General features: G+C 62.7%; 19 protein-coding genes and 1 riboswitch. Of the genes, 4 read left to right on the top strand and 15 right to left on the bottom strand.

What is annotated here, in order from left to right:
• Nucleotides 1-5: 5 nt before the first annotated feature.
• From nadD to AC6JA3_RS09395, 9 genes are all read right to left on the bottom strand, one after another.
• A complete protein-coding gene (gene nadD, locus AC6JA3_RS09435) occupies nt 6-740 on the bottom strand; it encodes a nicotinate-nucleotide adenylyltransferase (protein WP_497920097.1) in 735 nt (244 codons plus the stop codon).
• Nucleotides 685-927, bottom strand: coding sequence for a hypothetical protein (locus AC6JA3_RS09430; protein ID WP_026542409.1), 243 nt, complete (start codon nt 925-927; stop codon nt 685-687). The genes nadD and AC6JA3_RS09430 overlap by 56 nt, the downstream gene beginning before the upstream one ends.
• Before the next feature lie 82 nt (nt 928-1,009).
• Nucleotides 1,010-2,374, bottom strand: a complete 1,365-nt coding sequence (locus tag AC6JA3_RS09425) for a glutamate-5-semialdehyde dehydrogenase (RefSeq protein WP_497920096.1) — start codon at nt 2,372-2,374, stop codon at nt 1,010-1,012.
• Nucleotides 2,371-3,552 carry a glutamate 5-kinase gene (gene proB / locus AC6JA3_RS09420; protein ID WP_026542407.1) on the bottom strand — a complete coding sequence of 394 codons (1,182 nt, stop codon included), beginning with the start codon at nt 3,550-3,552 and terminating at the stop codon, nt 2,371-2,373. Before proB ends, AC6JA3_RS09425 begins: the two co-directional genes overlap by 4 nt.
• Nucleotides 3,542-5,128, bottom strand: a complete 1,587-nt coding sequence (gene obgE, locus AC6JA3_RS09415; RefSeq protein ID WP_026548199.1) for a GTPase ObgE — start codon at nt 5,126-5,128, stop codon at nt 3,542-3,544. The genes proB and obgE overlap by 11 nt, the downstream gene beginning before the upstream one ends.
• Before the next feature lie 155 nt (nt 5,129-5,283).
• The gene (rpmA, locus tag AC6JA3_RS09410; protein WP_003803426.1) at nt 5,284-5,547 is read right to left on the bottom strand and encodes a 50S ribosomal protein L27; all 264 of its coding nucleotides are present in this window, start codon (nt 5,545-5,547) and stop codon (nt 5,284-5,286) included.
• A gap of 62 nt (nt 5,548-5,609) precedes the next feature.
• The gene (gene rplU, locus AC6JA3_RS09405) at nt 5,610-5,918 is read right to left on the bottom strand and encodes a 50S ribosomal protein L21 (protein WP_018777818.1); all 309 of its coding nucleotides are present in this window, start codon (nt 5,916-5,918) and stop codon (nt 5,610-5,612) included.
• Nucleotides 5,919-6,296: 378 nt separating this feature from the next.
• On the bottom strand, nt 6,297-7,814 hold the full coding sequence (gene thiD, locus AC6JA3_RS09400) for a bifunctional hydroxymethylpyrimidine kinase/phosphomethylpyrimidine kinase (protein ID WP_026548200.1): 1,518 nt from the start codon (nt 7,812-7,814) through the stop codon (nt 6,297-6,299).
• A riboswitch (TPP riboswitch) is annotated at nt 7,805-7,903 on the bottom strand. Its footprint overlaps the gene before it by 10 nt.
• 137 nt (nt 7,904-8,040) lie before the next feature.
• Nucleotides 8,041-11,262 (bottom strand): Rne/Rng family ribonuclease, encoded by a 3,222-nt coding sequence (locus AC6JA3_RS09395; protein ID WP_497920095.1) that lies wholly within the window; start codon nt 11,260-11,262, stop codon nt 8,041-8,043.
• 484 nt (nt 11,263-11,746) lie between these two features.
• Between AC6JA3_RS09395 and AC6JA3_RS09390 the strand changes: the two genes are divergently transcribed.
• On the top strand, nt 11,747-12,427 hold the full coding sequence (locus AC6JA3_RS09390; protein ID WP_026542402.1) for a vitamin K epoxide reductase family protein: 681 nt from the start codon (nt 11,747-11,749) through the stop codon (nt 12,425-12,427).
• An 81-nt stretch (nt 12,428-12,508) separates the two neighbouring features.
• On the opposite strand, the gene ndk is transcribed toward AC6JA3_RS09390, so the two are convergent.
• The 4 genes from ndk to ileS are packed head-to-tail and all read right to left on the bottom strand — an operon-like array spanning nt 12,509 to nt 18,111.
• Nucleotides 12,509-12,928, bottom strand: a complete 420-nt coding sequence (ndk, locus tag AC6JA3_RS09385; protein WP_026548202.1) for a nucleoside-diphosphate kinase — start codon at nt 12,926-12,928, stop codon at nt 12,509-12,511.
• Between the two features lie 54 nt (nt 12,929-12,982).
• Entirely contained in the window at nt 12,983-13,435 is a 453-nt protein-coding gene (locus tag AC6JA3_RS09380) for a DUF4233 domain-containing protein (RefSeq protein WP_026542400.1), read from the bottom strand.
• 2 nt (nt 13,436-13,437) lie between these two features.
• Nucleotides 13,438-14,799: a bifunctional folylpolyglutamate synthase/dihydrofolate synthase gene (locus AC6JA3_RS09375; protein WP_026548203.1), complete on the bottom strand. Its 1,362-nt coding sequence runs from the start codon at nt 14,797-14,799 to the stop codon at nt 13,438-13,440.
• Nucleotides 14,800-14,802: 3 nt separating this feature from the next.
• Nucleotides 14,803-18,111, bottom strand: coding sequence for an isoleucine--tRNA ligase (ileS, locus tag AC6JA3_RS09370; protein ID WP_497920094.1), 3,309 nt, complete (start codon nt 18,109-18,111; stop codon nt 14,803-14,805).
• A 329-nt stretch (nt 18,112-18,440) separates the two neighbouring features.
• Here ileS and AC6JA3_RS09365 point away from each other — a divergent pair, with 329 nt between their 5' ends.
• Entirely contained in the window at nt 18,441-19,484 is a 1,044-nt protein-coding gene (locus AC6JA3_RS09365; protein WP_497920093.1) for an endonuclease/exonuclease/phosphatase family protein, read from the top strand.
• On the opposite strand, the gene AC6JA3_RS09360 is transcribed toward AC6JA3_RS09365, so the two are convergent.
• Nucleotides 19,481-20,272, bottom strand: a complete 792-nt coding sequence (locus tag AC6JA3_RS09360; RefSeq protein ID WP_026542396.1) for an SDR family oxidoreductase — start codon at nt 20,270-20,272, stop codon at nt 19,481-19,483. The two genes, AC6JA3_RS09365 and AC6JA3_RS09360, sit on opposite strands and share 4 nt — an antisense overlap.
• 71 nt (nt 20,273-20,343) lie before the next feature.
• On the opposite strand from AC6JA3_RS09360, the gene valS reads away from it, so the two are divergent.
• The gene (gene valS / locus AC6JA3_RS09355; RefSeq protein WP_026542395.1) at nt 20,344-22,965 is read left to right on the top strand and encodes a valine--tRNA ligase; all 2,622 of its coding nucleotides are present in this window, start codon (nt 20,344-20,346) and stop codon (nt 22,963-22,965) included.
• 383 nt (nt 22,966-23,348) lie between these two features.
• Complete coding sequence (locus AC6JA3_RS09350; RefSeq protein WP_026542394.1) at nt 23,349-24,224, top strand: Fpg/Nei family DNA glycosylase; 876 nt, start codon at nt 23,349-23,351, stop codon at nt 24,222-24,224.
• A gap of 35 nt (nt 24,225-24,259) precedes the next feature.
• On the opposite strand, the gene AC6JA3_RS09345 is transcribed toward AC6JA3_RS09350, so the two are convergent.
• Nucleotides 24,260-24,886: a mycothiol-dependent nitroreductase Rv2466c family protein gene (locus AC6JA3_RS09345; protein WP_026542393.1), complete on the bottom strand. Its 627-nt coding sequence runs from the start codon at nt 24,884-24,886 to the stop codon at nt 24,260-24,262.
• Nucleotides 24,887-24,912 lie beyond the last annotated feature (26 nt).

Genomic DNA, 24,912 nt, shown 5'->3' with positions numbered 1-24,912 from the left:
AAAACTCATTCAGTACGTGCTTGGTCGTCTGATCCGGATAGTGCTGGCGTCAACTCCCCGGCTGGAGGCTGGGGTGCGTACAGTCCATACTTTGCGATGTATTGCACCACGCCGTCAGGCACGAGGTACCAGACAGGGTTGCCTGCGCCTACGCGGATGCGGCAATCCGTGGAAGAGATCGCCATGGCAGGGACTTCGAGCAAGCTGACGTCATCAGTTCGTCCGAGGTCGTTCAGTTCATGTCCGGGGCGGGTGACCCCGACAAAGTGCGCCAGGGACCACAGCTCGTCCACGTCTTTCCAGGACAGGATCTGGGCCAGGGCATCAGCGCCGGTGATGAAGAACAGGTCTGCATCTGGACGCTGGGCCCGAAGATCACGAAGGGTGTCAATGGTAAACGTGGGCCCGGGACGGTCAACGTCCACCCGGCTCACCGTGAACCTCGGGTTGGAAGCCGTGGCGATCACTGTCATCAAGTACCGGTGCTCCGGCTCGCTGACGAGCTTGTGAGATTTCTGCCAAGGCTGTCCCGTGGGCACGAAAACCACTTCGTCGAGTCCGAACTTGGCTGCTACTTCACTGGCAGCCACAAGGTGGCCGTGATGAATGGGATCGAACGTTCCACCCATCACGCCCAGCCGGAGCCTGCGCCCCGACTCCCCACGTGGTGTTGCGGCAATAATGTTAGTGGCCCTGCCCGTGGGTGTGCTTGTTCGGGTGCTGGCGGTGCGGGTCAGCATGCTCTTCAACAGCCTCGTGGCGGTTGCCCAGGTTGGTGTAGGAAAGAGTGACGAACATGAGGACAAGCAGGAACGCGAACATCACGATGCCAAAGACCCACGGCTCTGCCCACAGGGGTGCGAGTTCCTCGTGGCCGCCGCCTTCAGTTTCGGCGGCAATGGACGTGGCGATCTGCTGAAACAGCATCTTCTCCCCTAGTTGGTTCTCAAAGGTTTTGCACGGCGGGGCTTCCCGACGTTCCGGACTTCTGTTCTATGTTACCGCGTTGCTAGCTGCGGACTTGGCCTTCGCCTTGGACGATCCACTTGGTGGTAGTCAGCTCAGTGAGTCCCATGGGACCGCGCGCGTGCAGCTTCTGCGTCGAAATGCCGACCTCGGCACCGAGTCCCAGTTCACCGCCGTCGGTAAACCGCGTGGAAGCGTTCACGATCACCGCTGCGGAATCGATTTCCGCGATGAATTTCTCGGCGTTGGCGAGGTTGTTGGTGAGGATCGCCTCGGTGTGCCCCGTTGTCCACGTGCGGATGTGGTGGAGTGCCTCATCCAGGTTGTCCACCATGGCTACCGCCAAGTCAAGGTCCATGTACTCGGTGGCCCAGTCGTCGTCGTCCGCGGGAACGGTTTCAACGTCCGCACCCAACGCAGCGGCAACCCTCTCGTCCACATGGAGCGTCACCCCGTGTGCGCGCAGGGCCTTGGCGACAGCAGTAAGCACCGTTGCACGGGAGTGCACCAGAAGGGTCTCCACCGTGTTGCAGACACTGGGGCGCTGCGTTTTGGCGTTGAGGAGGATCTCCACGGCCATTTCTTCACTTGCCGACTCATCGATGAAGATGTGGACGTTGCCTTCGCCTGTTTCAATGACGGGCACGGCAGAGTTGGTCACCACGGTCTGGATGAGGTCGCGCCCGCCACGGGGTATGAGGACATCCACGCGGCCGCGGGCACGCATGAGCACGTTGGCGCCTTCGCGGCCGTACTGGTCCACGGTCTGGACAGCATCGGCCGGAAGGCCAACCGAGTCCAGTGCTTCCCGAAGGATCCGCACCAGCGCTTCATTGGTGTTCGCAGCAGCGGAGCCGCCACGGAGGATCACGGCGTTGCCGCTTTTCAGGGCCAGGCCAGCGATGTCGACTGTGACGTTGGGGCGTGCCTCGTAGATTGCGGCCACCACGCCCATGGGCACGTTGACCTGCCGCAGCCGGAGGCCGTTGGGGAGCGTCTGTCCGCGAACCACGTTTCCCACGGGATCGGGCAAACCGGCAAGGTTTTCCAGCGCGGCAACGAGGCCGTCAATCCGGGCAGGCGTCAGGGTCAATCGGTCCAGGAGTGCTGCCGACGTCCCATTGGCGCGGCCCACGGCGATGTCCTTGGCGTTGGCCTCCAAAACATGCTGCCGGTTCTCCACCAAGGCAGTTCCAATGGCGCGCAGCGCACGGTCCTTCCAGGCGCGGTTTGCCTGGCCCATGCGGCGGGCGGCCTTACGGGAACGGTCGGCAATGGCGTGGACTGCGGCTTGGACATCCTCCGGGGAGAGCGGAGCGCCTCCTGCCACAGGGTTCTCCGGCGTGATACCGGCAGCACCGGAAACGTCGGAGATCACAGGGGCATCAGGGGTCAGCGCTTCAGTCATGCTCCAAGTTTAGATGAGCGGGACGTCCGGAGGAGCACCAAATCATCAACATGAACAACTTCGCGGTCGTAGCCCCGGCCCATCGACTGCCCGAGCTCCTGGGTAGTGCGCCCCAGCATGCGTGGAAGTTCGTCCGAGGAGTAGTTCACCAGCCCACGTGCCACCACGGTTCCGTCGTGTGCCACCATCTCCACGGGGTCGCCTGCTTCGAAGTCACCGCTTACCTCCGAAATGCCCGCAGGAAGGAGTGACCTATGCCGTTCGCGTACGGCTTTGACCGCACCGTCGTCGAGCATTAACCGTCCTTGAACCGTAGCCAGGTGCGCCAACCACAAAAGCCGGACGGGCTTGCGGTTGCCGTTGACCGAGAACCAGGTCCCCACGTCCTCCCCCGCCAAGGCGGCTGCGGCATTGGCGGTGGACGTTACCAGGGCATGGATGCCGGAGCCGGCCGCGATCGAGGCCGCCTCAACCTTGGTCATCATTCCACCGGTTCCGACGCCGGCCTTGCCGGCCTTGCCGATGGTCACATCGGCGAGGTCCTGGGGACCTTGGACCAGCGGAATACGCTTGGCACCCTGGGACGGCGGACCGTCGTAGAGGGCGTCGACGTCGGACAGCAGCACCAAGGCATCGGCGCGGACCAGGTGTGCCACCAGGGCGGCCAGGCGATCGTTGTCGCCGAACCGGATCTCGTGGGTAGCCACAGTGTCGTTTTCGTTAACCACCGGCACTACGCCGAGGTTCAGCAGCCGGTCCAGGGCCCTGAAGGCGTTGGTGTGCTGGGTGCGGCGCATCAGGTCGTCCGCGGTCAACAACACTTGGCTGACCGTCACGCCATGGGCACTGAAGGCCTGCGTGTAGCGGGCCATCAGCAGTCCTTGGCCCACACTGGCAGCAGCTTGCTGCGTTGCCAGGTCCTTTGGCCGTTTGGCCAACCCCAAGGGAGCAAGGCCAGCGGCGATTGCCCCGGAGGAAACCAGGATAATTTCGGTGCCGGCATTGCGCTTCTCTGCCAAGGCATCCACCAGGCCTGCCAGGGATTTTTCCGAAATACCGCCCTTGATGCTCGTCAGGGAAGAGGAACCGACCTTGACTACAATTCGCTTGGCGGTGGCGAGGGCCTGGCGTTCAAGGCCCTCGGCCGTGCCAGGAGCGTCGATGGTCCTAGTCGTCATCACCGGAGTCCAGTGTGCTCTCCCTCACAGTCTGGGCGCGGCGGCCACTGACGGATTCGGTCCAGATGCCTGCCTTGCGCTCGGCTTCAAGTTCTGCACGCGCGGCTGCTTTTGCTTCGCGGCGCTCGATCTGCTCATCACGCTTCTGCGAACGCGTGGGGCGATCGCCAATGTCGGCAACGCGGATGTCGGTACCACGGGGGGTGGCCAGGAGTTCGGCACCGGCCATCATGGTGGGCTCCCAGTCGAACACGACGCCGTCGTCCTCACCGATGACCACGGTATCGCCCGGCTTGGCGCCAACTTTGAAGAGCTCCGTTTCAACACCCAGCTTGGCCAGTCGGTCTGCAAGGTAGCCGATGGCCTCTTCGTTGGTGAAGTCGGTCTGCTTGACCCACCGCACGGGCTTTTCGCCCAGGACGCGGAACAGCGGCTCGAGGTTCTTTTCCTCGCGGCGGATCTTGAAGCCGGATTCGTTGACTGCGCGCGGCCTGAGGACGGGCGGGGCCACCTTGGGAGGTGCGACTGCCACAGCATCCCGGGCAGCCTTGACGATCTCGGCCATCGCAAATCCGAGCTGGCGCAGGCCCTCATGGCTGGTAGCTGAGACTTCGAAGACACGGTAGCCGCGTGCTTCCAGGTCCGGACGGACGAACTCGGCCATATCCTTGCCATCAGGAAGGTCAACCTTATTGAGGACCACAAGCTTGGGGCGCTCGTTGAGCGGTACGACTTCGCCGTCAACTCCCGCGTAGCTCATGTCAACCGCGTACTTCTCCAATTCCGCCTCGATAATGGCGAGGTCGGACAAAGGATCGCGGTCCGATTCAAGGGTTCCGCAGTCCAGAACGTGCACCAGTGCGGCGCAGCGCTCAACGTGGCGGAGGAAGTTGTGGCCAAGGCCCTTGCCTTCGCTGGCGCCCTCAATCAACCCGGGGACATCGGCGATAGTGAAGCGGATATCTCCGGCCTGGACCACACCAAGGTTGGGAATGAGGGTGGTGAAGGGGTAATCGGCGATCTTCGGCCGGGCGGCAGACATGGCAGCGATGAGGCTGGACTTGCCGGCGGAGGGGAAGCCGACCAGCGCGATATCGGCGATGGACTTCAATTCCAGGACGATATCGCTGGATTCGCCTTCGATACCGAGCAGCGCAAACCCGGGAGCCCTGCGCTTCTGGGACGAAAGGGAGGCATTGCCAAGACCGCCTTGGCCGCCTGCAGCAGCAATGAATTCAGTACCCTCGCCCACGAGGTCAGCCAGGACTTCCCCGTCCTTGGTCTTGACCACGGTGCCATCAGGAACCGGAAGGATCAGGGTCTCGCCGTTCTTGCCGCCGCGCCAGTCACCCATGCCCGGGCCACCATTGGTGGCGTGGCGGTGGGGTGCGTGGTGGTAGTCAAGCAGGGTGGTGGTCTGGGCGGATACCCGGAGGATGACATCGCCGCCGTTGCCGCCGTTGCCGCCATCAGGGCCACCGAGGGGCTTGAACTTCTCCCGCTTGACAGAGACACAGCCGTGGCCGCCGGTTCCGCCGGATACGTGCAGTACTACCCGGTCTACAAAGCTAGCCACGTGGATCTCCTCATTTGCTGTCCTACAGCGTTTGTTGCTGTTGCCAGCGTTGTTGCAAAAACCAGCGCGCCCAAAGCGCCCTAGTCGATTGTAATGCGGTTAAAAGAACGGTGGAGCGGGCCGTTTGGCCCGCTCCACCGGTTCAGAACTTGTTGTTACTCTGCAGCTGCAGCAGCAACGATGTTCACTACGCGACGGCCGCGGCGAGTACCAAACTCAACCGCACCGGCCTGCAGGGCGAACAGGGTGTCGTCGCCACCGCGGCCAACGCCTGCACCGGGGTGGAAGTGGGTGCCACGCTGGCGAACGATGATTTCGCCTGCGGAAACTACCTGACCACCGAAGCGCTTGACGCCCAGGTACTGTGCGTTGGAGTCACGACCGTTGCGAGTGGAACTCGCGCCTTTTTTGTGTGCCATGTGAAATGCCTGCCTCTAAATTTCTGGGGAAACTGAAAAACCTGAACAGCGGGTAACGAAAGTTACGCGATGCTGGTGATCTTGATCTTGGTCAGTTCCTGACGGTGACCCTGACGCTTCCGGTAGCCGGTCTTGTTCTTGAACTTCTGGATGACGATCTTCGGACCACGAAGGTCTTCGAGGATCTCAGCCGTAACCTTGACGTTGGCCAGTTCCGCAGCTGCGGAGGTGACCTTGTCGCCGTCAACCAGGAGCAAGGCGGGCAGCTCAAGCGTGCTGCCGGCTCCACCGGGGACGCGGTTAAGCGTTACGTAGTCTCCAACGGAAACTTTTTCTTGGCGGCCGCCTGCGCGGACAATCGCGTACACCACTTGGGTACTCACTTCTCTCGACGTTTATAACTAAATTTGCGTGCGGAACCTTGAACCGGAATCAGGCTTGGTTCGCGCTGTGCCTCAACGCCGTGGACTTCTGATCGAAGTCCGCGAGTCATCCCATGAACAATTCCAAGGGGCATAACCCAAGTGTTGGCGTAAGCACCGAAGATCAAGATTACGCTAGTTTGACCTTCAGCTGCAAATGAGGCCGGGTCCGGAGGCTACCACGTGACTTGCGTCACCAGATGAAACGGACTCTCCCGGCACCGTGCCCATACAGCCTACAGGGTTTGAGGCCGATTAGCGCGATTGGGTCCGCGACGCGCTGTGGGCGAGTTGCGGATCCAGTCCAAAAGCCCTCTCCCACAGCCCTCAGGCAAAAACTCCCGGGGCATCGAAGAACGCCGTCTCGTAGCGGCAGGACAAGGCAAAAGCCTCCACCATGGCCGCCCGCTCCCCCTCCGACGCTGCAGCTGCAGCCGCGTCAGTGAAGTTGATCGCATTCCTGGTGGCTGCGGCAAAGTCCTCGTCGGCATAGGTCCGGAGCCAGTCCGCATAGGGGTGCCCTGCCGGGGACCCTGCCTCTACAAAAGCCGCATTGAGCTGCTGGCCAACCTCCGCGTACAGCCAATAGCAGGGCAGGATGGCTGCGAGAACCAGGGGGTAGCTGCCGCTGGCCGAGGCCGCCAGCAGATGATCCACGTAGGACTTGGTGACCGGCCCGGTCCCCGAGGATGCCTCGCGGGTGCTTAGCCAGTTCCTGTGCAGTTCCGATTCCACCTCAAGGCATTGCTGCGAGGCTTTCGCCCAGAACAGTTGCTCTTCTTCGCTGGGGGCCAGAGCGCCTGCACGCGCCAGCACCCTGGAGTACCCGTTGAGGTAGATGGCGTCCTGGGCGAGGTAGTAGTTGAACGCAGCTTCCGGGAGTTTGCCCGATTTCAGGCCCTCAATGAACCCGAGCTTGTAGATTGCCTCCAGCTCCACAGTGGCTTCCTTCCAGAGCGTCGCGGCAAAATCCCCACGCCTCAGGACCCTCTGGTGATGAAAATGGTGGACCGGACCGTTTCCGAGCCCCACCTCGAGGCTGTCAGCCTTGAGCAAGGCCCCAAGCAACCACGGTTTGACCTCGCGCAAGGACACTTCCCAGTCGCCGGTACGGGCCTGGACAGTGGCCAGCGCCGAGGACAACGAGCATCCTGTGCCATGGCTGTTCTGTGTATCCACCCGGGGGCCGGCTACCTCAATGACGTCCTGGCTCAGGAGTCCGCTGGTGTTCACCAGCGCGTCCGGGCATTCGGACCCCGCCAGGTGCCCGCCCTTCACCAGGACTGTATTGCCGCACTCAGCGGCGAGTCGTTTTCCCTGATCCAATGCCGAAGCCCAGTCGGCCGCCTCAGCCTCCCCCAACAGCATGGCAAGTTCGGGCAGGTTGGGCGTGATGAGGTCAGCCAAGGGAAGCAGGGCACGCAAAGCCGACTCGGCCGATCCCTGCAGGAGCCTGTCACCACTGGTAGCCACCATCACCGGGTCAAGGACCACGACGGCGGGGCGCACCTCCTCGAGCCAGCGGCGGACCTCATCGATGACCGCTGCGTCACCGAGCATCCCGATTTTGACGGCATCGATGGCGATGTCCGTGCTGATGGCCTCCAACTGCAGCCGCAGGAATTCCACCGGGGGTACATGGACCGCGCTGACTCCTTTGGTGTTCTGCGCCGTCAACGCGGTCAATGCCGCCATGCCATAGCCGCCGTGGGCTGCAATGCTCTTCAGATCAGCCTGGATACCGGCACCACCGGAGGGGTCCGAGCCCGCGATGCTCAGCACCCGGGGGGTTTCCCGTCCGGAAGCGGCCAGAGGGTACACAGGAGAGTACGACGATAACGTCATGGGGACATCCCTTCGCCGGTGCTAACCGGACAGGTTCAACGGGTCTGGATCTCAGCCTGGCCCAATGCCCGGCACCCCGTGTCAGTCCACCAGCGTAGCCGGGATGCACAGCGGCCGGGGAACTTCGCCACGCTGAAGACCGGATATGAACGCTGGGGCGGACGGCAAAGGGCCCCGCAGTACCCGTCGGCGACGGTCTACTGCAGGGCCCTTTGTTGTCGAAATACTAGAGCTCGGAGGCCGGTACGCCCACCCCGAGGATGATGGGCTCCGCGGACGCGGCCTTCGTGGCTGGCTCTGAAGGTGCTTTGGCCTCGTGCGACGTTCCACCGGCAGCTGCAGTAGCCTCGTGGTGCTCGACGCTGGTTTCGTTGGCCGCGCCCTGCGCCCGGCTGGCGCTGCGGTTGCGACGCCCACGGCGGGTGCCCGACGTCGACGCAGCATCATGGCCTGCATCCGCAGGCCTGGCTACGGCGACCGCGGGTGCGGCAGCTGCCTTGGGAGGGAGTACTTCTTCCGGCTTTTCGGCAGGAGCCGCGCCAAGGTGTGAGAAGGCCTCTGCAAGGAGGTCCAGGCTCATGGCCGGCTTGGCTGCCGGCGGTTCCTCGTGGTGTTCACCGATCGGCAGCGCTACTTCTTCGCCACCGAAACGCAGGACCGGAGTGGACCGTGCTTCACGGACAGCTGCTTCCCGCTCTGATTCACGTGAGGCCGGCTCTCCAGCCTCGCTCCGGGCTGCCTGCCCGGCGCTTGCCTGCTGCTGACCGGTTGCCCGTGCCTGCTCCTCCGCGCGGTGAACTTCGTCGTCGTGCAGGTGGGCTGCGTGCGCGGCGGCAGCGATGGTGGCCAGTGCCGCCCGGGTGGCCTCAGCTTTGGCCTGCTTGGCCGGGTCCTGCGGCTCGGTCGAAACAGGAGCTGCAGCCGGAGCGGGCGGTGCGGTGTGGACCGGCGCGGGGGCCTCGGCGACGGGTTGTCCGCCACCCTTGCCGCGGCGACGCTTGCGCTCCGTCCGTGCTGCGGGTTGCTGGGCCTCGGTGTGGGGACGGTGCTGCTCAGCGGCCACAACGTTGGCGCGGCGGTGCTCAACGGGTTCGTCGTGGGTGACGACGCCGCGGCCGGCGCAATGCTCGCACTGCTCACCAAAGACCTCCAGGAGGCCAGTGCCCATGCGCTTGCGGGTCATCTGGACCAAGCCCAAGGACGTCACCTCGGCTACTTGGTGCTTGGTGCGGTCGCGGCCCAGGCACTCAACCATGCGGCGGAGGACGAGGTCGCGGTTGGACTCAAGGACCATGTCGATGAAGTCGATGACGATGATGCCGCCAATGTCACGGAGGCGAAGCTGGCGGACAACTTCCTCAGCGGCTTCGAGGTTGTTCTTGGTGACCGTTTCCTCGAGGTTGCCGCCACTGCCGGTGAATTTACCGGTGTTGACGTCTACCACTGTCATGGCTTCGGTGCGGTCGATGACCAGCGAACCGCCCGAGGGGAGGAACACCTTGCGTTCCAGTGCCTTGTGGATCTGCTCGTCGATACGCCAGGCAGCAAAGATGTCCTGGTCCTTGGTCCACTTCTCAAGGCGGCCCACCAGGTCAGGGGCAACGTAGGTAACGTATGCCTCAATGGTGTCCCAGGCGTCGTCGCCGGAAACGATCAGTTTGGAGAAGTCCTCATTGAAGACATCACGTACCACCTTGATGGTCAGGTCCGGCTCGCCGTAAAGCAATTCCGGAGCCAGGACCTTGGTGGACGAGGCCTGTCCCTCAATGCCTTCCCACTGTGCGCGCAGACGGTTGATGTCGTGCGTCAGTTCCTCTTCGGATGCGCCCTCGGCAGCCGTGCGGACAATGACGCCGGCGTTTTCCGGCAGGCGGTCCTTCAGGATGCGCTTGAGGCGGTTGCGTTCGACGTCGGGCAGTTTGCGCGAGATGCCGGTCATGGATCCACCGGGAACATACACAAGATACCGGCCGGGCAGGGAGATCTGGCTGGTCAGCCGGGCACCCTTGTGGCCAACGGGGTCCTTGGTGACCTGGACCAGGACCGAGTCGCCGGACTTCAGGGCATTTTCGATCCGGCGGGGCTGTCCCTCAAGGTTCACAGCATCCCAGTTCACTTCACCGGCGTACAGGACCGCATTGCGGCCGCGTCCGATATCCACGAAGGCAGCTTCCATGGACGGCAGGACGTTCTGGACCTTGCCCAGGTAAACGTTGCCGATCAAGGAGTCCTGCTGGGTCTTCGAGACGAAGTGCTCAGCAAGAACCCCGTCTTCCAGGACGCCGATCTGAATTCTGTCGTCGCGCTGGCGGACAATCATCTGGCGGTCCACTGATTCGCGGCGGGCCAGGAACTCGGCCTCGGTGATCACCTGGCGGCGGCGTCCGGTCTCACGCGACTCACGACGACGCTGCTTCTTCGCTTCAAGCCTGGTGGAGCCCTTGACACTGGCAACACGGTTCGATGGCGCAGTCTCCGTGATGGGCCGCGGGGCACGGACGCGCGTCACTGTGTTGGGCGGGTCGTCATCCGTTCCACCGGTCAGTTCAAGGTCCTGGTCACCACGGCGGCGGCGGCGGCGACGACGGGAAGTGACACCTTCGTCCGAGGTTTCAGCAACCGGAGCTTCTTCGTCCTCGGACTCGGCACCCTCTTCGGTCTCGTTTTCCTCGCGCTCGGTTCCGCGCCGGCCACGGCGCCCACGGCTCCGGCGGCGACGACGACTGCCGGCATCCTCCAGCTCATCCTCTGCGCCGGATCCGGCTTCTTCCTCCGGCTCTTCTTCCTTCTCCTCCACCGCTGCAACGCGGGGAACAGTGGTGAGATCCGGGGCCTGGAAAATCATTGACGTGATGGAAACAGGCTCCAGGAAGAGCGAGGACGAACCTGCAGCGGCAGCTTCCTCCGGGGTTTCCTCAAGGGGAGCCGTCCCAGGGGTTGCTGCGGTCCCGGCTGCTTCAGCGGCAGGCGTGGCTGGCTGGGAGCCGGCGTCCGGCGTCGTGGGTTCAACGGCGGTTTCCGCCGCGGCCTCCACAACGGTTGGTGCTTCCCCAACCACCGGCGCTTCTGCCTCGGCCTTGGGTTTGGCAGTACGACGACGGCGGACCGGCTTTTCGGGGGCGGGTTCGGCAACGGCTTCGGGCGGGTTCCCTGCAGCGGCTTCCGGCGCGGCAGCAACTTCCTCGCCCAAGCCCGGCAGTGGCTCGGCAGGTTCGGCCTTCTTACGTGAGCGGGTACGCCGAACGGGCGCAGCGGGAGCTTCGGCGGCTTCCGGTGCTGTGGCGGCTTCGCCGGCTTCAACCACAGGTGCTTCGGCGGCCTGCGCTTCTACCCCGGCTGCGACTTTGGGCGCAGCCTTGCGCCGGGTCCGGGTGGCTTTCTTTGGCGCTTCCGCAGTTTCCGCGGGAGCTGCCTCGTCATTAACGGCTACAACTTGGTCATTATCCATATGTGGCAACACTCCTGCCCCAGCGACACCGCCACATCCGGTGCCCAGTGGGGCAAATATTGTCAAAACCCGCAGGCGTTGACAGAAGTCGGTAGTATGCCTTCCGGTTCGCACCATCATTGGGGTGCGGCAGCCCTGGAAGGCCGGCGCCAATGTTCTGAAACCCGTTGTTCTGCTGCCACAACCAGGTGCCGTCCATTGTCATGGCGGGCCTTCCAAGGATCACTGGATCCAGGCATGCCCAGCTCATACTGGCGGTCTTGGGAACAAAGTCACCGGACCGGATTCCGAATGTGGATCGGGTTCCGGCCATGCTCATTGTCTCACACCCGTTCACCTTCCCACGGTAGGGCGCTGTGTCGTGCGGTTCAACGGAGCCGCCGCAGCCGGAAGCTGGGGGTACTGCCAGCCTCCGGAGTTACAATCCTCCCAAGAGCCCATACCGGCAAGGCCGGACCAAACGTTGAAAAGGACCAGATCCGCGATGCCGAGCACAGCCAGGGGAAACCTGGCACACCAGTCCACCAACTCCGCGGATGATTTGTCCACGCCGGCAGGGCCGCAGCAGTCCCCGATCCCCCGGACTGCCCGGGATAAGCCTTTTGCCCTGCTGCTTCTCATTACCGGAGTGATCGGGTGGCTGGCCTCGGGAGCCTTGGTTCTGGAGAAACTCGAGGTCCTCAAGGACCCCAACCACGTCACGGTGTGCGACGTGAACCCGTGGGTTTCCTGCGGCGCCGTCATGCAGACACCGCAAAGTTCGGTGTTCGGATTCCCCAACATGTTCATCGGCATTGTCGCCTTTGCCGTCATCATCACCACGGCAATGGGCATTCTGGCGGGCGCGAAGTTCTCACGGGGTTACTGGTTGGGCCTCCAGGCTGGAGTTACCCTCGGCTTTGCCTTCGTTGTTTGGCTGTGGTCACAGGCCCTTTATGCCATCCACGTACTCTGCCCGTTCTGCATGGTGGTGTGGGCGGCCATGATTCCGTTGTTTGTCTGGGTGACCATTCGTAACATCACCCATGGAGTCATCAAGGCCCCGCCTGCCCTGGCAAAGCTGCTGGGCGACTCGGGCTGGATCATCGTGGCGCTCCTGTACGTTGCCGTCATCGCCACCATCTTTTTCTCCTTCATCCACATCTTCGTGGGTTCAAACGCCTAGGGAGAATCTTTCCCGAAGTGACAGATAAGGCCAATGTTCGCGAAGAACATTGGCCTTATCTGTCATACGGGCGGGGCGATATCAGTCCTTGAACCAGATCTTGATCTCGCGCTCCGCCGAATCTACGGAATCCGAGCCGTGAACAAGGTTCTGCTGGACTGCCAGGCCCCAGTCGCGTCCGAAGTCGCCACGGATGGTGCCCGGTGCTGCCGTCGTGGGATCTGTGGTCCCGGCCAGGGAGCGGAAGCCTTCAATCACGCGGTGCCCTTCGAAGACTGCGGCGATGACCGGTCCGCTGAGCATGAACTCAACCAGTGGCTCGTAGAACGGCTTGCCTACGTGCTCCTCGTAGTGCTGCTCCAGCAGCTCGCGGGTGGCGTTGACCTTCTTCAGCTCAGCCAGGGTGTACCCCTTGGCTTCGATCCGGGCGAGGATGGTTCCGCCCAGGTTGCGGGCGACGCCGTCGGGCTTGACCAGGACAAGGGTCCGTTCAATGCTCACAGTTGCTCCAATGTAATTGTTCAGTGGCTTGTGTTCGGTGGTTTCCCAGCCAGTTTACGGGGTTTGCGGGTCTGCTTTGTCACCGTGGGCGGCATTCCATTCCGCCTGCTCACGGTCCCGCTGGGCTACCTCACGGTCGATCCTCATACCTGCCCGGATCCCGTACCACCAGCAAATGGCGAACAGGATTCCCACAATGAACATCATGGGTTCGGCAAAGCCCGTGAGGATCAGCACCAGCTGCAGGCCCCAGCCCACTGCGATTCCCCAAGGTTTGGACAACACGGCGCAGGCAAGCACCAGCACCACGCTCAGGGCAATGCCCACGCCCAGGATGATGCCCGGAGCCACCTCACCGCGCCGCAATCCGAAGACAGCGAGGGTGCCGAAGAACGCGACGAAGGCTTCCAGAAGCAGCACGGTGGATGCGAACATCACTTTGGTGGAGCGGCGCTTCTTGGGCATGCCGGGCCGCCACTCACGCTGCGCCTTGGTCATTTTTGCCATGCTCAAGCACCGGCCTTTCCGAGCAGGATCCTGGCCTCGGCCACCACCGTGATGGAGCCGGTCACCAGGACGCCGCCTGCCAGGTCATCGTTGGATTCCGCGCGTTCCACTGCCCATTCGAGGGCGTCGTCGAGCTTCTCGGCGATGTGGACGTTGTCCTCACCAAAACCGAGGTCGACGGCGAGTTCGGCCAGTTCCGCTGCCGGAACGGCACGCGCAGAGTTTGACTGGGTGAAGCAGAATTCGCCGGCGAGTCCGCCCAGGGATTCTTTGAGGGTCTTCAGGATTTCCTCCGCGTCTTTCTCCCGAAGAACGCCAACCACCACCACCAGCTTGCTGAAGCTGAAGGCCTCCTGGATGGCTTCGGCGGAAACACGGATCCCGTCCGGGTTGTGCGCAGCATCCACCACCACAGTGGGTGCAGTACGGACAACTTCGAGGCGGCCCGGCGAGGTTACTGTCCCAAAGGCTTCCTTGAGGACGTCGGCGTCGAGTTCCTTCTCTCCGCCGCCGAAGAACGCTTCCAAGGCTGCTACTGCGACTGCTGCGTTTTCGGCCTGGTGGGCTCCATGCAACGGCAGCAGGAGGTCTTCATAGCGTCCAGCGAGTCCCTGAATGGTCAGGACCTGTCCGCCCACGGCGACACTGCGGGACTCGACACCGAACTCAACACCTTCGAAGCGGAACGGCACATCCACTTCACGGGCCTTCTCCAACAGGACCTGGGCTGCATCCACCGGTTGAGCGGCGCTGACCAGGAACCCTCCGGGCTTGATGATGCCCGACTTTTCGTAGGCAATGTCCTCGGTGGTGTCGCCCAGGAGATCCGTGTGGTCCAGCGAAATCGGTGTGATGACCGAGACTTGGCCGTCGCCGACGTTGGTGGCATCGGTGATGCCACCCAAGCCAACTTCGATGACTGCTACATCAACGGGCTGATCGGCGAACACCGCGAAGCCAAGAATGGTCAGGCATTCGAAGTAGGTCAGCCGCGGCTGGTTATCGGCTACGAGCTCACTGTCCACGATTTCCAAGTACGGGCGGATCTCATCCCAGATACGCACGAACGTTGCGTCCGGCACCGGCTCGCCGTCAATGCTGATTCGCTCGGTGACCTTGGACAGGTGCGGGCTGGTATAGCGGCCGGTGCTCAGGCCGTGGGCACGCAGCCCGGCCTCAATCATGCGGGCAGTGGACGTCTTGCCGTTGGTACCGGTGATGTGGATGATCGGGTAGGCCTTGTTCGGCTCCCCCAGCACGTCCATGGCACGGAACAACGGAGCAAGGCGCGGCTCCATCTTGTTTTCCGGCGCGCGGCCCAGAAGTTCGGCGTAGACGCTTTCAACCGAGAATTCGTCAGTCATGGATCAAGCCCCTGCCTTCACGACGGTGACCTGCGGCTCGTCGACACTGGCCAACAAAACCTCAAGTTCCAAGGTCAGGGTCTCGGTCTTGACCAGCTCCGCGTTGGCTTCGAGTGCATCCACCACATCCTGTGCAGCCTCCACGGACGTGCGGATGCGGTCGCTCACGTTGAGGCCGGCGTCCTTGCGTGCCTGCTGGATGGCACGGACCATGTCGCGCGCCAGCCCCTCAGCTGCAAGTTCCGGAGTAACCTCCGTGTTCAGGACCACAAAACCTCCGCCGGGCAGTACGGCTACTGCCTTCTTGGCAGCGCTGCCGTCTCCGGCCCCTTCAGCCACCACAGTCTCCAGCGTGTATTCGTGTGGCTCGAGCTCAAGGCCACCTGCCACCACCACACCTGCCTCGCTGACGGACCAGTCACCGGACTTGGATCCCTTGATGGCCTGCTGCACGTTCTTTCCCAGGCGAGGTCCGGCAGCCCGGGCGTTCACCACGAGCTTCTGCTCGATGCCGAATTCTTCCGGCGACGCGGTTGCAGCGTCCAGCAGGCGGACCGAACGCAGGTTCAATTCATCAGCGACGACGGCGGCAAAGCCTTCCAGCGCGTCTGCACCAGGTGCCACTACCGTCAGTTCCTGCAACGGCAGGCGGACGCGCAGGTTCGCGGCCTTTCGCAGGCTGGAGCCGGTGGAGCAGATCTGCTGGACGCGGTCCATGGCTTCAACCAGTTCGGCGTTTGCCGGGAACAGCGAAGCATCGGGCCAGTCAGCCAGGTGCACGGAACGGCCACCGGTCAGCCCGCGCCAGATCTCCTCGGAAACCAACGGCAGCAAGGATGCAGATACGCGGCATACTGCTTCCAAGGCGGTGTAGAGCGCATCAAAGGCGTCAACATTTTCATCAAAGAAGCGCTGCCGGCTGCGGCGGACGTACCAGTTGGTGAGCATGTCCAGGTAGCTGCGCAGTTCATCGCAGGCACCGGAGATGTCGTAGCTGTCCAGGCTGGCGGTGATGTTCCGGACCAGGTCCCCGGTGTTGGCCAGGAGGTACTGGTCAAGGGTGTCGGTGTAGCCGTCGTAGCGGAGTTTTGCCTCGTAACCGGCCGCCTTCCCATCCACTACGTTCGAAGCATTGGTGTACAGCGTGAAGAAGCTGTACACATTCCACAGCGGCAGGATGACCTGGCGAACGCCGTCGCGGATGCCCTGCTCGGTGACAACAAGGTTGCCACCACGGAGGATGGGGCTGGACATGAGGAACCATCGCATGGCGTCGGAACCGTCGCGGTCAAGGACCTCGGAGACGTCCGGGTAGTTGCGCAGGCTCTTGGACATCTTCTGGCCGTCTGAGCCGAGCACGATGCCGTGGCTGATCACGTTGCGGAACGCCGGACGGTCAAACAGGGCCGTGGAAAGGATGTGCAGCATATAGAACCAGCCACGGGTCTGGCCGATGTACTCCACGATGAAATCGGCAGGGTTGTGGGTGTCGAACCATTCCTCATTCTGGAACGGGTAGTGAACCTGGCCGTACGGCATGGACCCGGAGTCGAACCATACGTCAAGAACGTCTTCGACGCGGCGCATGGTGGACTTGCTTGTGGGGTCGTCCGGGTTGGGACGGGTCAGTTCGTCAATGAACGGACGGTGCAGGTCAACCTGACCTTCGTTGTTCATGGGGAGCCGGCCGAAGTCCGCTTCAAGATCGGCCAGCGAACCGTAGACGTCGGTCCGGGGGTACTCGGGATCATCGGACTGCCACACCGGAATGGGCGAGCCCCAATAGCGGTTGCGGCTGATGGACCAGTCGCGGGCGTTGTCCAGCCACTTGCCGAACTGGCCGTCCTTGACATTGCCCGGGATCCAGTTGATTTCCTGGTTCAGTTCGGACATGCGGTCCTTGAACTTGGTCACTTCCACGTACCAGGAGGACACTGCACGGTAGATCAGCGGGTTTCGGCAGCGCCAGCAGTGCGGGTAGCTGTGCTCGTAGCTGGCCTGGCGGACGAGGCGGCCATCGGCACGGAGAACCTGGGTGATGGGCTTGTTGGCGTCAAAGACCTGGAGGCCGACGATCGAGGCAAGCTCACCGTGAGCAAACAGCGGCAGGAACTTGGCGCCCTCGTCCACGGACAGGACCACGGGGATACCGGCGTCTTCACAGACCTTCTGGTCATCCTCGCCGTAGGCCGGAGCCTGGTGGACGATGCCCGTACCGTCAGTGGTGGTGACGTACTCTGCCACCAGGAAACGCCAGGCGTTCTGGGTGCCGTACTTCTCGGTGTCGGCAAAGTCGTTCCACAGGGGCTCGTACTCAAGGCCTGCCAGCTCGGTGCCCGTATGGGTCGAGACGACGGCGGCAGTCGCGGCAGCAGCGTCGTCGTACCCCAGGTCCTTGGCATAGGACCCCAGCAGGTCAGCGGCAAGGAGGAAGCTGCCCGTCACCGGAGCCTCGGCGGATGCCGCCTTCACACCGTTGGGTCCTGCGGGCAGGACCGCGTAGGAGATCCCAGGCCCGACGGCGAGCGCCAGGTTGGTGGGCAGCGTCCAGGGCGTGGTGGTCCAGGCGAGCGCCTGGACGCCGGCGAGGGACTTGGAGAGTTCGGTGTCCCCGGCCTTGATGGGGAACGTCACTGTGACTGTCTGGTCCTGGCGGTTCTTGTAGACGTCGTCGTCCATGCGGAGCTCGTGGTTGGACAGCGGCGTCTCGTCCTTCCAGCAGTATGGGAGGACACGGTAGCCGTTGTAGGTGAGGCCCTTCTCGTGCAGCTGCTTGAAGGCCCAGAGCACCGACTCCATGTACTCGACGTTGAGCGTCTTGTAGTCGTTGTCGAAGTCCACCCAGCGGGCCTGGCGGGTGACGTAGGCCTTCCACTCGTTGGCATACTTCATCACCGAGGCGCGGCAGGCGTCGTTGAATTTGTCGATGCCCATGGCTTCGATCTGGGTCTTGTCCGTCATGCCCAGCTGCTTCATGGCTTCGAGTTCGGCCGGGAGTCCGTGGGTGTCCCAACCGAAGCGGCGCTCCACGCGCTTGCCGCGCTGGGTCTGGTACCTGCCCACGAGGTCTTTGGCGTAGCCGGTCAGCAGGTGGCCGTAGTGCGGGAGTCCGTTGGCGAAGGGAGGGCCATCGTAGAAGACGAACTCGTTGCTGCCGTCTTTGCCGGCATCCCGTTGGTCGATGCTGGCTTGGAAGGTGCCGTCTTCTTCCCAGTATTTGAGGATGCGTTCTTCGATTTCCGGGAACTTCACGGAAGCGGACACGCCGTGCGTGCCGGACGAAGACGCTGAGGCCTTGGGGTAGTGGGTCATCTCATATCCTGTGATAGCTGGTTGACTGTCAGGATGCGAGGACGGCTTCTGTGCTGCCTGTCGGCTGCGCAGGTACCGCGGTACCACCTCACTTACCGGAATACTGGATTCCGGCCTCTCATTACTGCTGTGACGGGCTTACCCGTCCGGTTCTACTGGGCCCTGTCCACCGGCGAAGGTGGTCAGTACTGTTCTTCCGGAAGCTCACCGGTGATGGCCGGGTCAAAGCTGGTCCTTCAAGTCTAGCCGCAGCGCACCGCCTTGCTCTACCCGGGAGTTCATCCCTTGGATGGAGCCCATTTCCCGGGCTGGTACATAGACTCGACCCCATGACGCCTTCCGCTCCCGCCGTTCAGGCAACCCGGCCGCGCCGGCGGACCGCATCCATCGCCTGGTCGGTTCTGGCCCTGGTGATGTTGCTGCCCGTGGCGGGAGTGTCGATATTCCGGGCGGTCCCGATCGAGTGGCCCTTGTTGGTGGTGCAATTGCTGTCTTTCACACCGTGGGTGGTGTTGCCGGCGGCCCTGGCCTTGGTGCTTGCTGTGGTGGGACGTCGCCTGTGGGTGATCATCATGACGTCGGCTTTGCTGGCTCTGCAATTGCTGTGGCTGTTTCCACTGGACGCGGGTAAAGCGGAAACATTGCCTGCTGGCATAGGCACAGCTTCGTTGAAGGTGATGAGCCTCAACTCTGAGTACGGTGAGGCGGACGCGGAAACCGTAGTGCAATTGGTCCGCGATAACGGCGTCCAATTGCTGACACTTCAGGAGCATACGCAGCGGCTTGAGTACGCACTCAGTGCCGCAGGCATGGATGAGGTACTGCCAAACCGCCTCAGCCATCCCAACGATGACGCTTCCGGGGGTGCCGTGTATTCGGTGTTCCCTCTTGAGGCCATAGGTCAACTGCCGGATACACCTTTCCGGATGGATGTCACCCGGGTACTGGTATCCGGTTCCGGCGCGGCGTCCCCGGCGGCTCTGAACCTCACGAATGTCCATGCCCTTCCACCTGTCGATGAACGGATTGACCAGTGGCGCAGTGACTTGGAGAAGGTGGCCAGGCAGGCGGCCCGGCCGGGGAACCACGTGCTGGTGGGCGATTACAACGCCACCTTCGATCACCATGAGTTCAGGGCAGTGCTCGATACCGCCCCGGCGGGCCAGGACGGCAGGAAGCTGGTCGACGCCGGCATAGCCTCAGGTGCGCGGTTCTCCCCCACCTGGCCCATGGAAGGGCCACCGCTGCCGGGCATTGTCATCGACCACCTGGTGACCTCACCCCGGATCAGCAGCAGCGGTTACGCAGTCCATAAGGTTCCTGGCACCGATCACGCCGCCATCATGGCCACGCTGGACATCCCGGCAGGCTAGCTTTCCTTGCGGATCAACTTGTGGTTTGCGGCCTGCGCCACGGGCCGGATCACTATCTGGTCGAGGTTGATGTGGTGGGGCAACGACACTGAGTACGCCACCACGCCCGCCACGTCCTCGGCGGTCAGGGGCTTGTCCACCCCGGCGTAGACCTTGGCTGCTGCGTCCTTGTCGCCCAGCCGGTTCAGGGCGAACTCCTCGGTGTGGACCAGCCCTGGCGCTACCTCGATGACACGGATGTTATTGCCCACTTCTTCCAGCCGCAGGGCGTTGGTCATGGCGTGCTGGGCGAACTTGGCGGCGTTGTACCCGGCCCCGCCCTCATAGGCAGAGAGCCCTGCCGTTGAGGTCAGGTTCAGGACCGTCCCTTCGCCGTTGTCCCGCAGCATGGGCAGGAAGGCACGGGTGATCTTCATGGTTCCCAGGACATTTACTTGATACATCCAGTCCCAGTCATCGGTGTCCGCGTTGGCGATGGTATCGGCGCCCCGTGCACCGCCGGCGATGTTGATCAGCGTGCCGGCACCCCCGGCTTCGGTGACGGCCGCGAGCAAGGCAGCGACGTCGTCGTCCTCGGTGATGTCGGCAGGGAAGGGCACCGCACCTGTTTGGGCAGCAAGGGCCTTGAGCCTGTCGGCACGCCGGGCCACTGCGAAGACGGTCCATCCGGCGGCAACCAGCGCCCTCACCGTGGCCTCTCCGATGCCGGTGCTGGCGCCAGTGACGACGGCTGTCGTGTTGTTTTCTGCGTTCTGCCCTGAAGGAGTGTTGTGCGCTGCCAAAGTCATGCCACCACCTTATCCGGGGGCCGCGTCCTTCCGCGGCGGGTTGTAACGCCGGGCCATGAAACAATTGACCCATGGCTGAATCAACGCAGGGTACAGACACGCCCGCCACCGCCCCCATCAACGTTCCCGACAAGCCGGCCCTGGAAGGCCTCGAGGCTGCTTTGACGCAGCGCTGGCTGAATGAAGGAACCTACAAGTTCAATCCGGACACCACCCGGGAGCAGGTCTACTCGATCGACACTCCCCCGCCCACGGCATCCGGCTCGCTCCACGTGGGCCACATGTTCTCCTTCACCCAGACCGACGTCCAGGCCCGCTACATGCGGATGACCGGAAAGAACGTCTTCTACCCCATGGGCTGGGATGACAACGGATTGCCTACCGAGCGCCGCGTCCAGAACTACTACGGTGTGCGTTGCGATCCCGCCATCCCCTACAAGGCCGACTACACGCCCCCCGCACAGCCGGCAAAGAACCAGCGCGACTTCGACGTCGTTTCGCGCCAGAACTTCATCGAACTGTGTGAAGAACTCGCCGTTGAGGACGAGAAAGTCTTCGAAAACCTGTTCCAGACCCTTGGCCTGTCCGTGGACTGGGACCTGACCTACCGCACCATCGATGACACTTCCCGCGCCGTATCCCAGCGCGCCTTCCTGGCCAACCTCTCTGCCGGTGATGCCTACATGGCCGAGGCGCCCACGCTGTGGGACGTCACTTTCCGGACGGCTGTAGCCCAGGCAGAGCTTGAGGACCGCGAAGTCGCCGGTGCCTACTACCGCTACCCCTTCTTCACCGAAGACGGCGACAAGATCTTCATCGAGACCACCCGTCCGGAACTGCTGGCTGCCTGTGCTGCCCTGGTGGCAAACCCCGACGACGAACGGTACCAGCCGCTGTTCGGCAAGACCGTGAAGTCGCCACTGTTCGACGTAGAGCTTGAAGTCAAGGCCCACCCGCTGGCCAAGGCAGACAAGGGCTCCGGCATCGCCATGGTGTGTACCTTCGGCGACCTGACCGACGTCACCTGGTGGCGCGAGTTGCAGCTTCCCACCCGCGCCATCATGGGCCGCGACGGCCGCATCATTGCCGAGACGCCTGAATGGATCACCACCGACGCCGGCAAGGAAGCCTACGCCGCTATCGCCGGCAAGACTGCTTTCTCCGCCAAGGAAGCCGTTGTTGAGTTGCTCAAGGCAGCCGATCTCCTGGACGGTGAGCCGAAGAAGATCACCCACCCCGTGAACTTCTTCGAGAAGGGTGACAAGCCCCTTGAGGTTGTCACCTCCCGACAGTGGTACATCCGCAACGGTGGCCGGGACGAAGAACGCCGCGAACGACTGATCGGCCGTGGACAGGAAATTACCTTCCACCCGGCCTTCATGCGTTCCCGCTACGAGAACTGGATTGCCGGCCTGAACGGTGACTGGCTCGTATCCCGCCAGCGCTTCTTCGGCGTGCCCATCCCCGTCTGGTACCCCCTGGATGCCCAGGGCAACCCGGACTACGACCACCCCATCCTTCCCTCGGATGAGATGCTGCCGGTAGACCCTGCCGCGGACGCTGCTCCCGGTTTCGAAGAAGCACAGCGTGACCAGCCCAACGGCTTCACCGGTGACGCCGACGTCCTGGACACCTGGGCCACGTCCTCCCTCACCCCCCAGATTGTGGGTGGCTGGAGCCGGGACGAGGACCTGTTCGCCAAGGTCTACCCCTTCGACCTCCGTCCGCAGGGCCACGACATCATCCGCACCTGGCTGTTCTCCTCTGCCGTCCGGGCTGACGCCCTGCAGAAGAACGCCCCATGGAAGCACGCGGCCATTTCGGGCTGGATCCTTGACCCTGACCGGAAGAAGATGTCCAAGTCCAAGGGCAACGTTGTGGTGCCCACCGACGTGCTGAAGGAATTCGGTTCGGACGCGGTCCGCTACTGGGCAGCCTCAGCCAAGCTCGGCGCCGACACTGCGTACGAAATCGCACAGATGAAGATCGGCCGCCGCCTGGCCATCAAGCTGCTGAACGCCTCGAAGTTTGTGCTGAACCTCGGCGCCACGGAAAACTCCGTGGTGTCCAATGACCTCTCTGTACTGACCAACCCGCTGGACCGTGCGTTGCTCGCACAGCTCTCCGACGTCGTTGCCCAGTCCACCAAGGCGTTCGAAAACTACGACTACGCCCGTGCGCTCCAGATCACTGAGTCATTCTTCTGGCAGTTCACGGACGACTACGTCGAGCTCATCAAGGACCGCGCCTACGGTGCCGCCGGTGAGACCGAGCAAGCCTCCGTCCTGGCCGCGCTGGCGACAACCCTGGACTCGCTCCTGCGGCTCTTTGCCCCGTTCCTGCCCTTCGCTACCGAAGAGGTCTGGGGCTGGTGGCGAGCAGGATCAGTCCACCGTGCAGAATGGCCCGCCGCCCTGGAAATCACCGACGGCGACACCACCATGCTGGGTACCGTGGGCATCGCGCTCAGCGGCATCCGAAAGGCAAAGTCCGAGGCAAAGGTCAAGCAGCGCACCGAGGTGCTTTCGGCATCCATCACCGCGTCAGAGGTCCTGGTAGCGCAGTTGAAGGCCGGCCTGGGCGACCTGAAAGCGGCCGCCAACGCCCAGGAGATCACCCTCCAGTCAGGCGAAGGCGACCTCACCGTGGCCGACGTCGTGCTGGCGCCGGCTGAGGAGACCACTGCGTCCTAGCGAGCGGCGTCCTAGCGAGCGGCGTCCTCGCTAGGACGCAGCTCGAGATCAGCAACCGCCCGTTCCAGGGCAAAGGGGAAGCCCCATCAGCGTTTTGCCGTTGGTGGGGCTTCGACTTTTCGGCTGTCCGGTGATGTCCTGACAGTCTGGCGGAATCCTTGGAATTTCAGGTCTTCCTACCTCATCACTGGTAGCCTGCTTCCAACTTTGCCGAAGGCTGCGTTGGTTGCAATCACTGAATCTTTGGTTTCCGTATCCCGCTTCTTTCGAAGTGGGTAAGAACCATTGTTGTCCTGCTGGCAGCCATGCACAAGACCTTCCGCAGAACTACAAACCTGTAGTTTTCCTGCACGTCCAAGGCTTCGTGTGGCAGAGTATTGACCATGCCGGAACTCCCCGAAGTGCACGGTCTGTGCATGTATCTGGACACCCAACTCAGCGGCGCCGTGCTCAACGAGGTCCGCATCAATTCCTTCTCTGCGCTAAAGACCGCGGACCCGCCTTACAGCCTGTTGGAGGGCCGTACCGTCAAAGGTGTGCGGCGCCTTGGCAAGTTCGTCTGCGTAGACGTCGATGGCCTGTTCTTTATCTTCCACCTGGCTAAAGCCGGATGGGTCCGCTACACCGAACATCCATCCTCTGCCGGACTGCGGATGGGCAAGAGCAACATCTCTGCAAGGCTTTTGCTGCACCGCCCTGAGGATGAGGCACACATCGGGGTGGACCTGACGGAAGCAGGAACCAAGAAGAGCCTGGCCATCTACGTGGTGCGTGATCCCCAGGATGTGCCGGGAATAGCTTCACTGGGGCCAGAGCCACTCAGCCCGGACTTCGACCAGGAAGCGCTGGCTGCAATCCTTGGGGCCAGTTCACAACAGGTCAAGGGATTGCTTCGAAGCCAAAGTGTCATCGCCGGCATCGGAAACGCCTACAGCGACGAAATTCTCCATGCGGCGAAGATATCTCCCTTTGCCATCGCCAAGTCACTGGACCAGGCAACGGTGGCACGGCTTTACGAGTCCATGCAGGAAATTCTGGTGGGAGCCGTCAACGCAGCAGCAGGCAAACCATCCAGCGAGCTCAAAGACACCAAGCGCAACAACTTCCGGGTCCATGCACGCACCGGTCTTCCTTGCCCCGTGTGCGGGGATACAGTGAGGGAGGTGTCCTTCGCGGACACCTCCCTGCAATACTGTGCTACCTGCCAGACCAATGGAAAGGTGCTGGCGGACCGGCGGACGTCCCGGTTCCTAAAGTAGTTTTGGCCCTTGGGCTTGCCTCGTTCAATTCAGGGCTAGTTGAATTCAGGGCTTTCAGTGCGGCTGCGCTTCAACTCAAAGAAGTGGGGGTATGCAGCCAAAGCAACCGTGGCATCCCAGAGCTTCCCTGCTTCTTCTCCCCGGGGGATCCGGGTAAGGACCGGGCCGAAGAACGCTGTGCCGTTCACCGCTACTACTGGGGTACCGACGTCCTGGCCCACCAGTGAGATTCCGGCTTCGTGGCTTTCCCTCAGCCGGGCATCGTATTCATCTGAGGTGGCGATGCGCGCCAGGTCTGCGGGGAGGCCTACGTCGGCGAGGGCCTTCTGGATGACCGATGCGCGGTCCTTGTTTCCTTCGTGGTGGATCTGCTCACCCATGGCGTCGTACAAAGGCTTGACGTAGCTGCTGCCGTGAAGTTCCTGGGCGGCGATGATCACGCGGACCGGTCCCCAGCTGTCGTCCATCATGGCCCGGTAGCTCTCGGGGAGGTCGCGGCCCTCGTTGAGTACCGACAGGCTCATGACATGCCACTGCGTTTCGATGCCCCGAACCTGCTCCACCTCGCCGATCCAGCGCGAAGTGATCCACGCGAACGGGCAAACGGGGTCAAACCAGAAATCAGCCTTGTTGACGGTCTCTTCGGCAGTCTGTTCGGACACAGGGAACTCCTCTAAAAAGGTGTATG

This window comes from Arthrobacter sp. TmtSoilC79, from assembly GCF_059739405.1.
Note: the sequence above shows the minus strand (reverse complement) of the source record. Positions and strands in the feature narration are given on the sequence as shown.

Excerpts from the sequence above, each read along its gene's own strand:
- AC6JA3_RS09375 (WP_026548203.1), bottom strand. The coding sequence starts at position 14,799 with ATGACTGACGAATTCTCGGTTGAAAGCGTCTACGCCGAACTTCTGGGC.
- AC6JA3_RS09360 (WP_026542396.1), bottom strand. The coding sequence starts at position 20,272 with ATGACTTTGGCAGCGCACAACACTCCTTCAGGGCAGAACGCAGAAAAC.
- AC6JA3_RS09430 (WP_026542409.1), bottom strand. The coding sequence starts at position 927 with ATGCTGTTTCAGCAGATCGCCACGTCCATTGCCGCCGAAACTGAAGGC.
- AC6JA3_RS09350 (WP_026542394.1), top strand. The coding sequence starts at position 23,349 with ATGCCGGAACTCCCCGAAGTGCACGGTCTGTGCATGTATCTGGACACC.
- ileS (WP_497920094.1), bottom strand. The coding sequence starts at position 18,111 with ATGACCCACTACCCCAAGGCCTCAGCGTCTTCGTCCGGCACGCACGGC.
- thiD (WP_026548200.1), bottom strand. The coding sequence starts at position 7,814 with ATGACGTTATCGTCGTACTCTCCTGTGTACCCTCTGGCCGCTTCCGGA.
- AC6JA3_RS09365 (WP_497920093.1), top strand. The coding sequence starts at position 18,441 with ATGACGCCTTCCGCTCCCGCCGTTCAGGCAACCCGGCCGCGCCGGCGG.
- AC6JA3_RS09390 (WP_026542402.1), top strand. The coding sequence starts at position 11,747 with ATGCCGAGCACAGCCAGGGGAAACCTGGCACACCAGTCCACCAACTCC.
- valS (WP_026542395.1), top strand. The coding sequence starts at position 20,344 with ATGGCTGAATCAACGCAGGGTACAGACACGCCCGCCACCGCCCCCATC.
- proB (WP_026542407.1), bottom strand. The coding sequence starts at position 3,552 with ATGACGACTAGGACCATCGACGCTCCTGGCACGGCCGAGGGCCTTGAA.
- AC6JA3_RS09395 (WP_497920095.1), bottom strand. The coding sequence starts at position 11,262 with ATGGATAATGACCAAGTTGTAGCCGTTAATGACGAGGCAGCTCCCGCG.
- AC6JA3_RS09380 (WP_026542400.1), bottom strand. The coding sequence starts at position 13,435 with ATGGCAAAAATGACCAAGGCGCAGCGTGAGTGGCGGCCCGGCATGCCC.
- rpmA (WP_003803426.1), bottom strand. The coding sequence starts at position 5,547 with ATGGCACACAAAAAAGGCGCGAGTTCCACTCGCAACGGTCGTGACTCC.
- AC6JA3_RS09425 (WP_497920096.1), bottom strand. The coding sequence starts at position 2,374 with ATGACTGAAGCGCTGACCCCTGATGCCCCTGTGATCTCCGACGTTTCC.
- nadD (WP_497920097.1), bottom strand. The coding sequence starts at position 740 with ATGCTGACCCGCACCGCCAGCACCCGAACAAGCACACCCACGGGCAGG.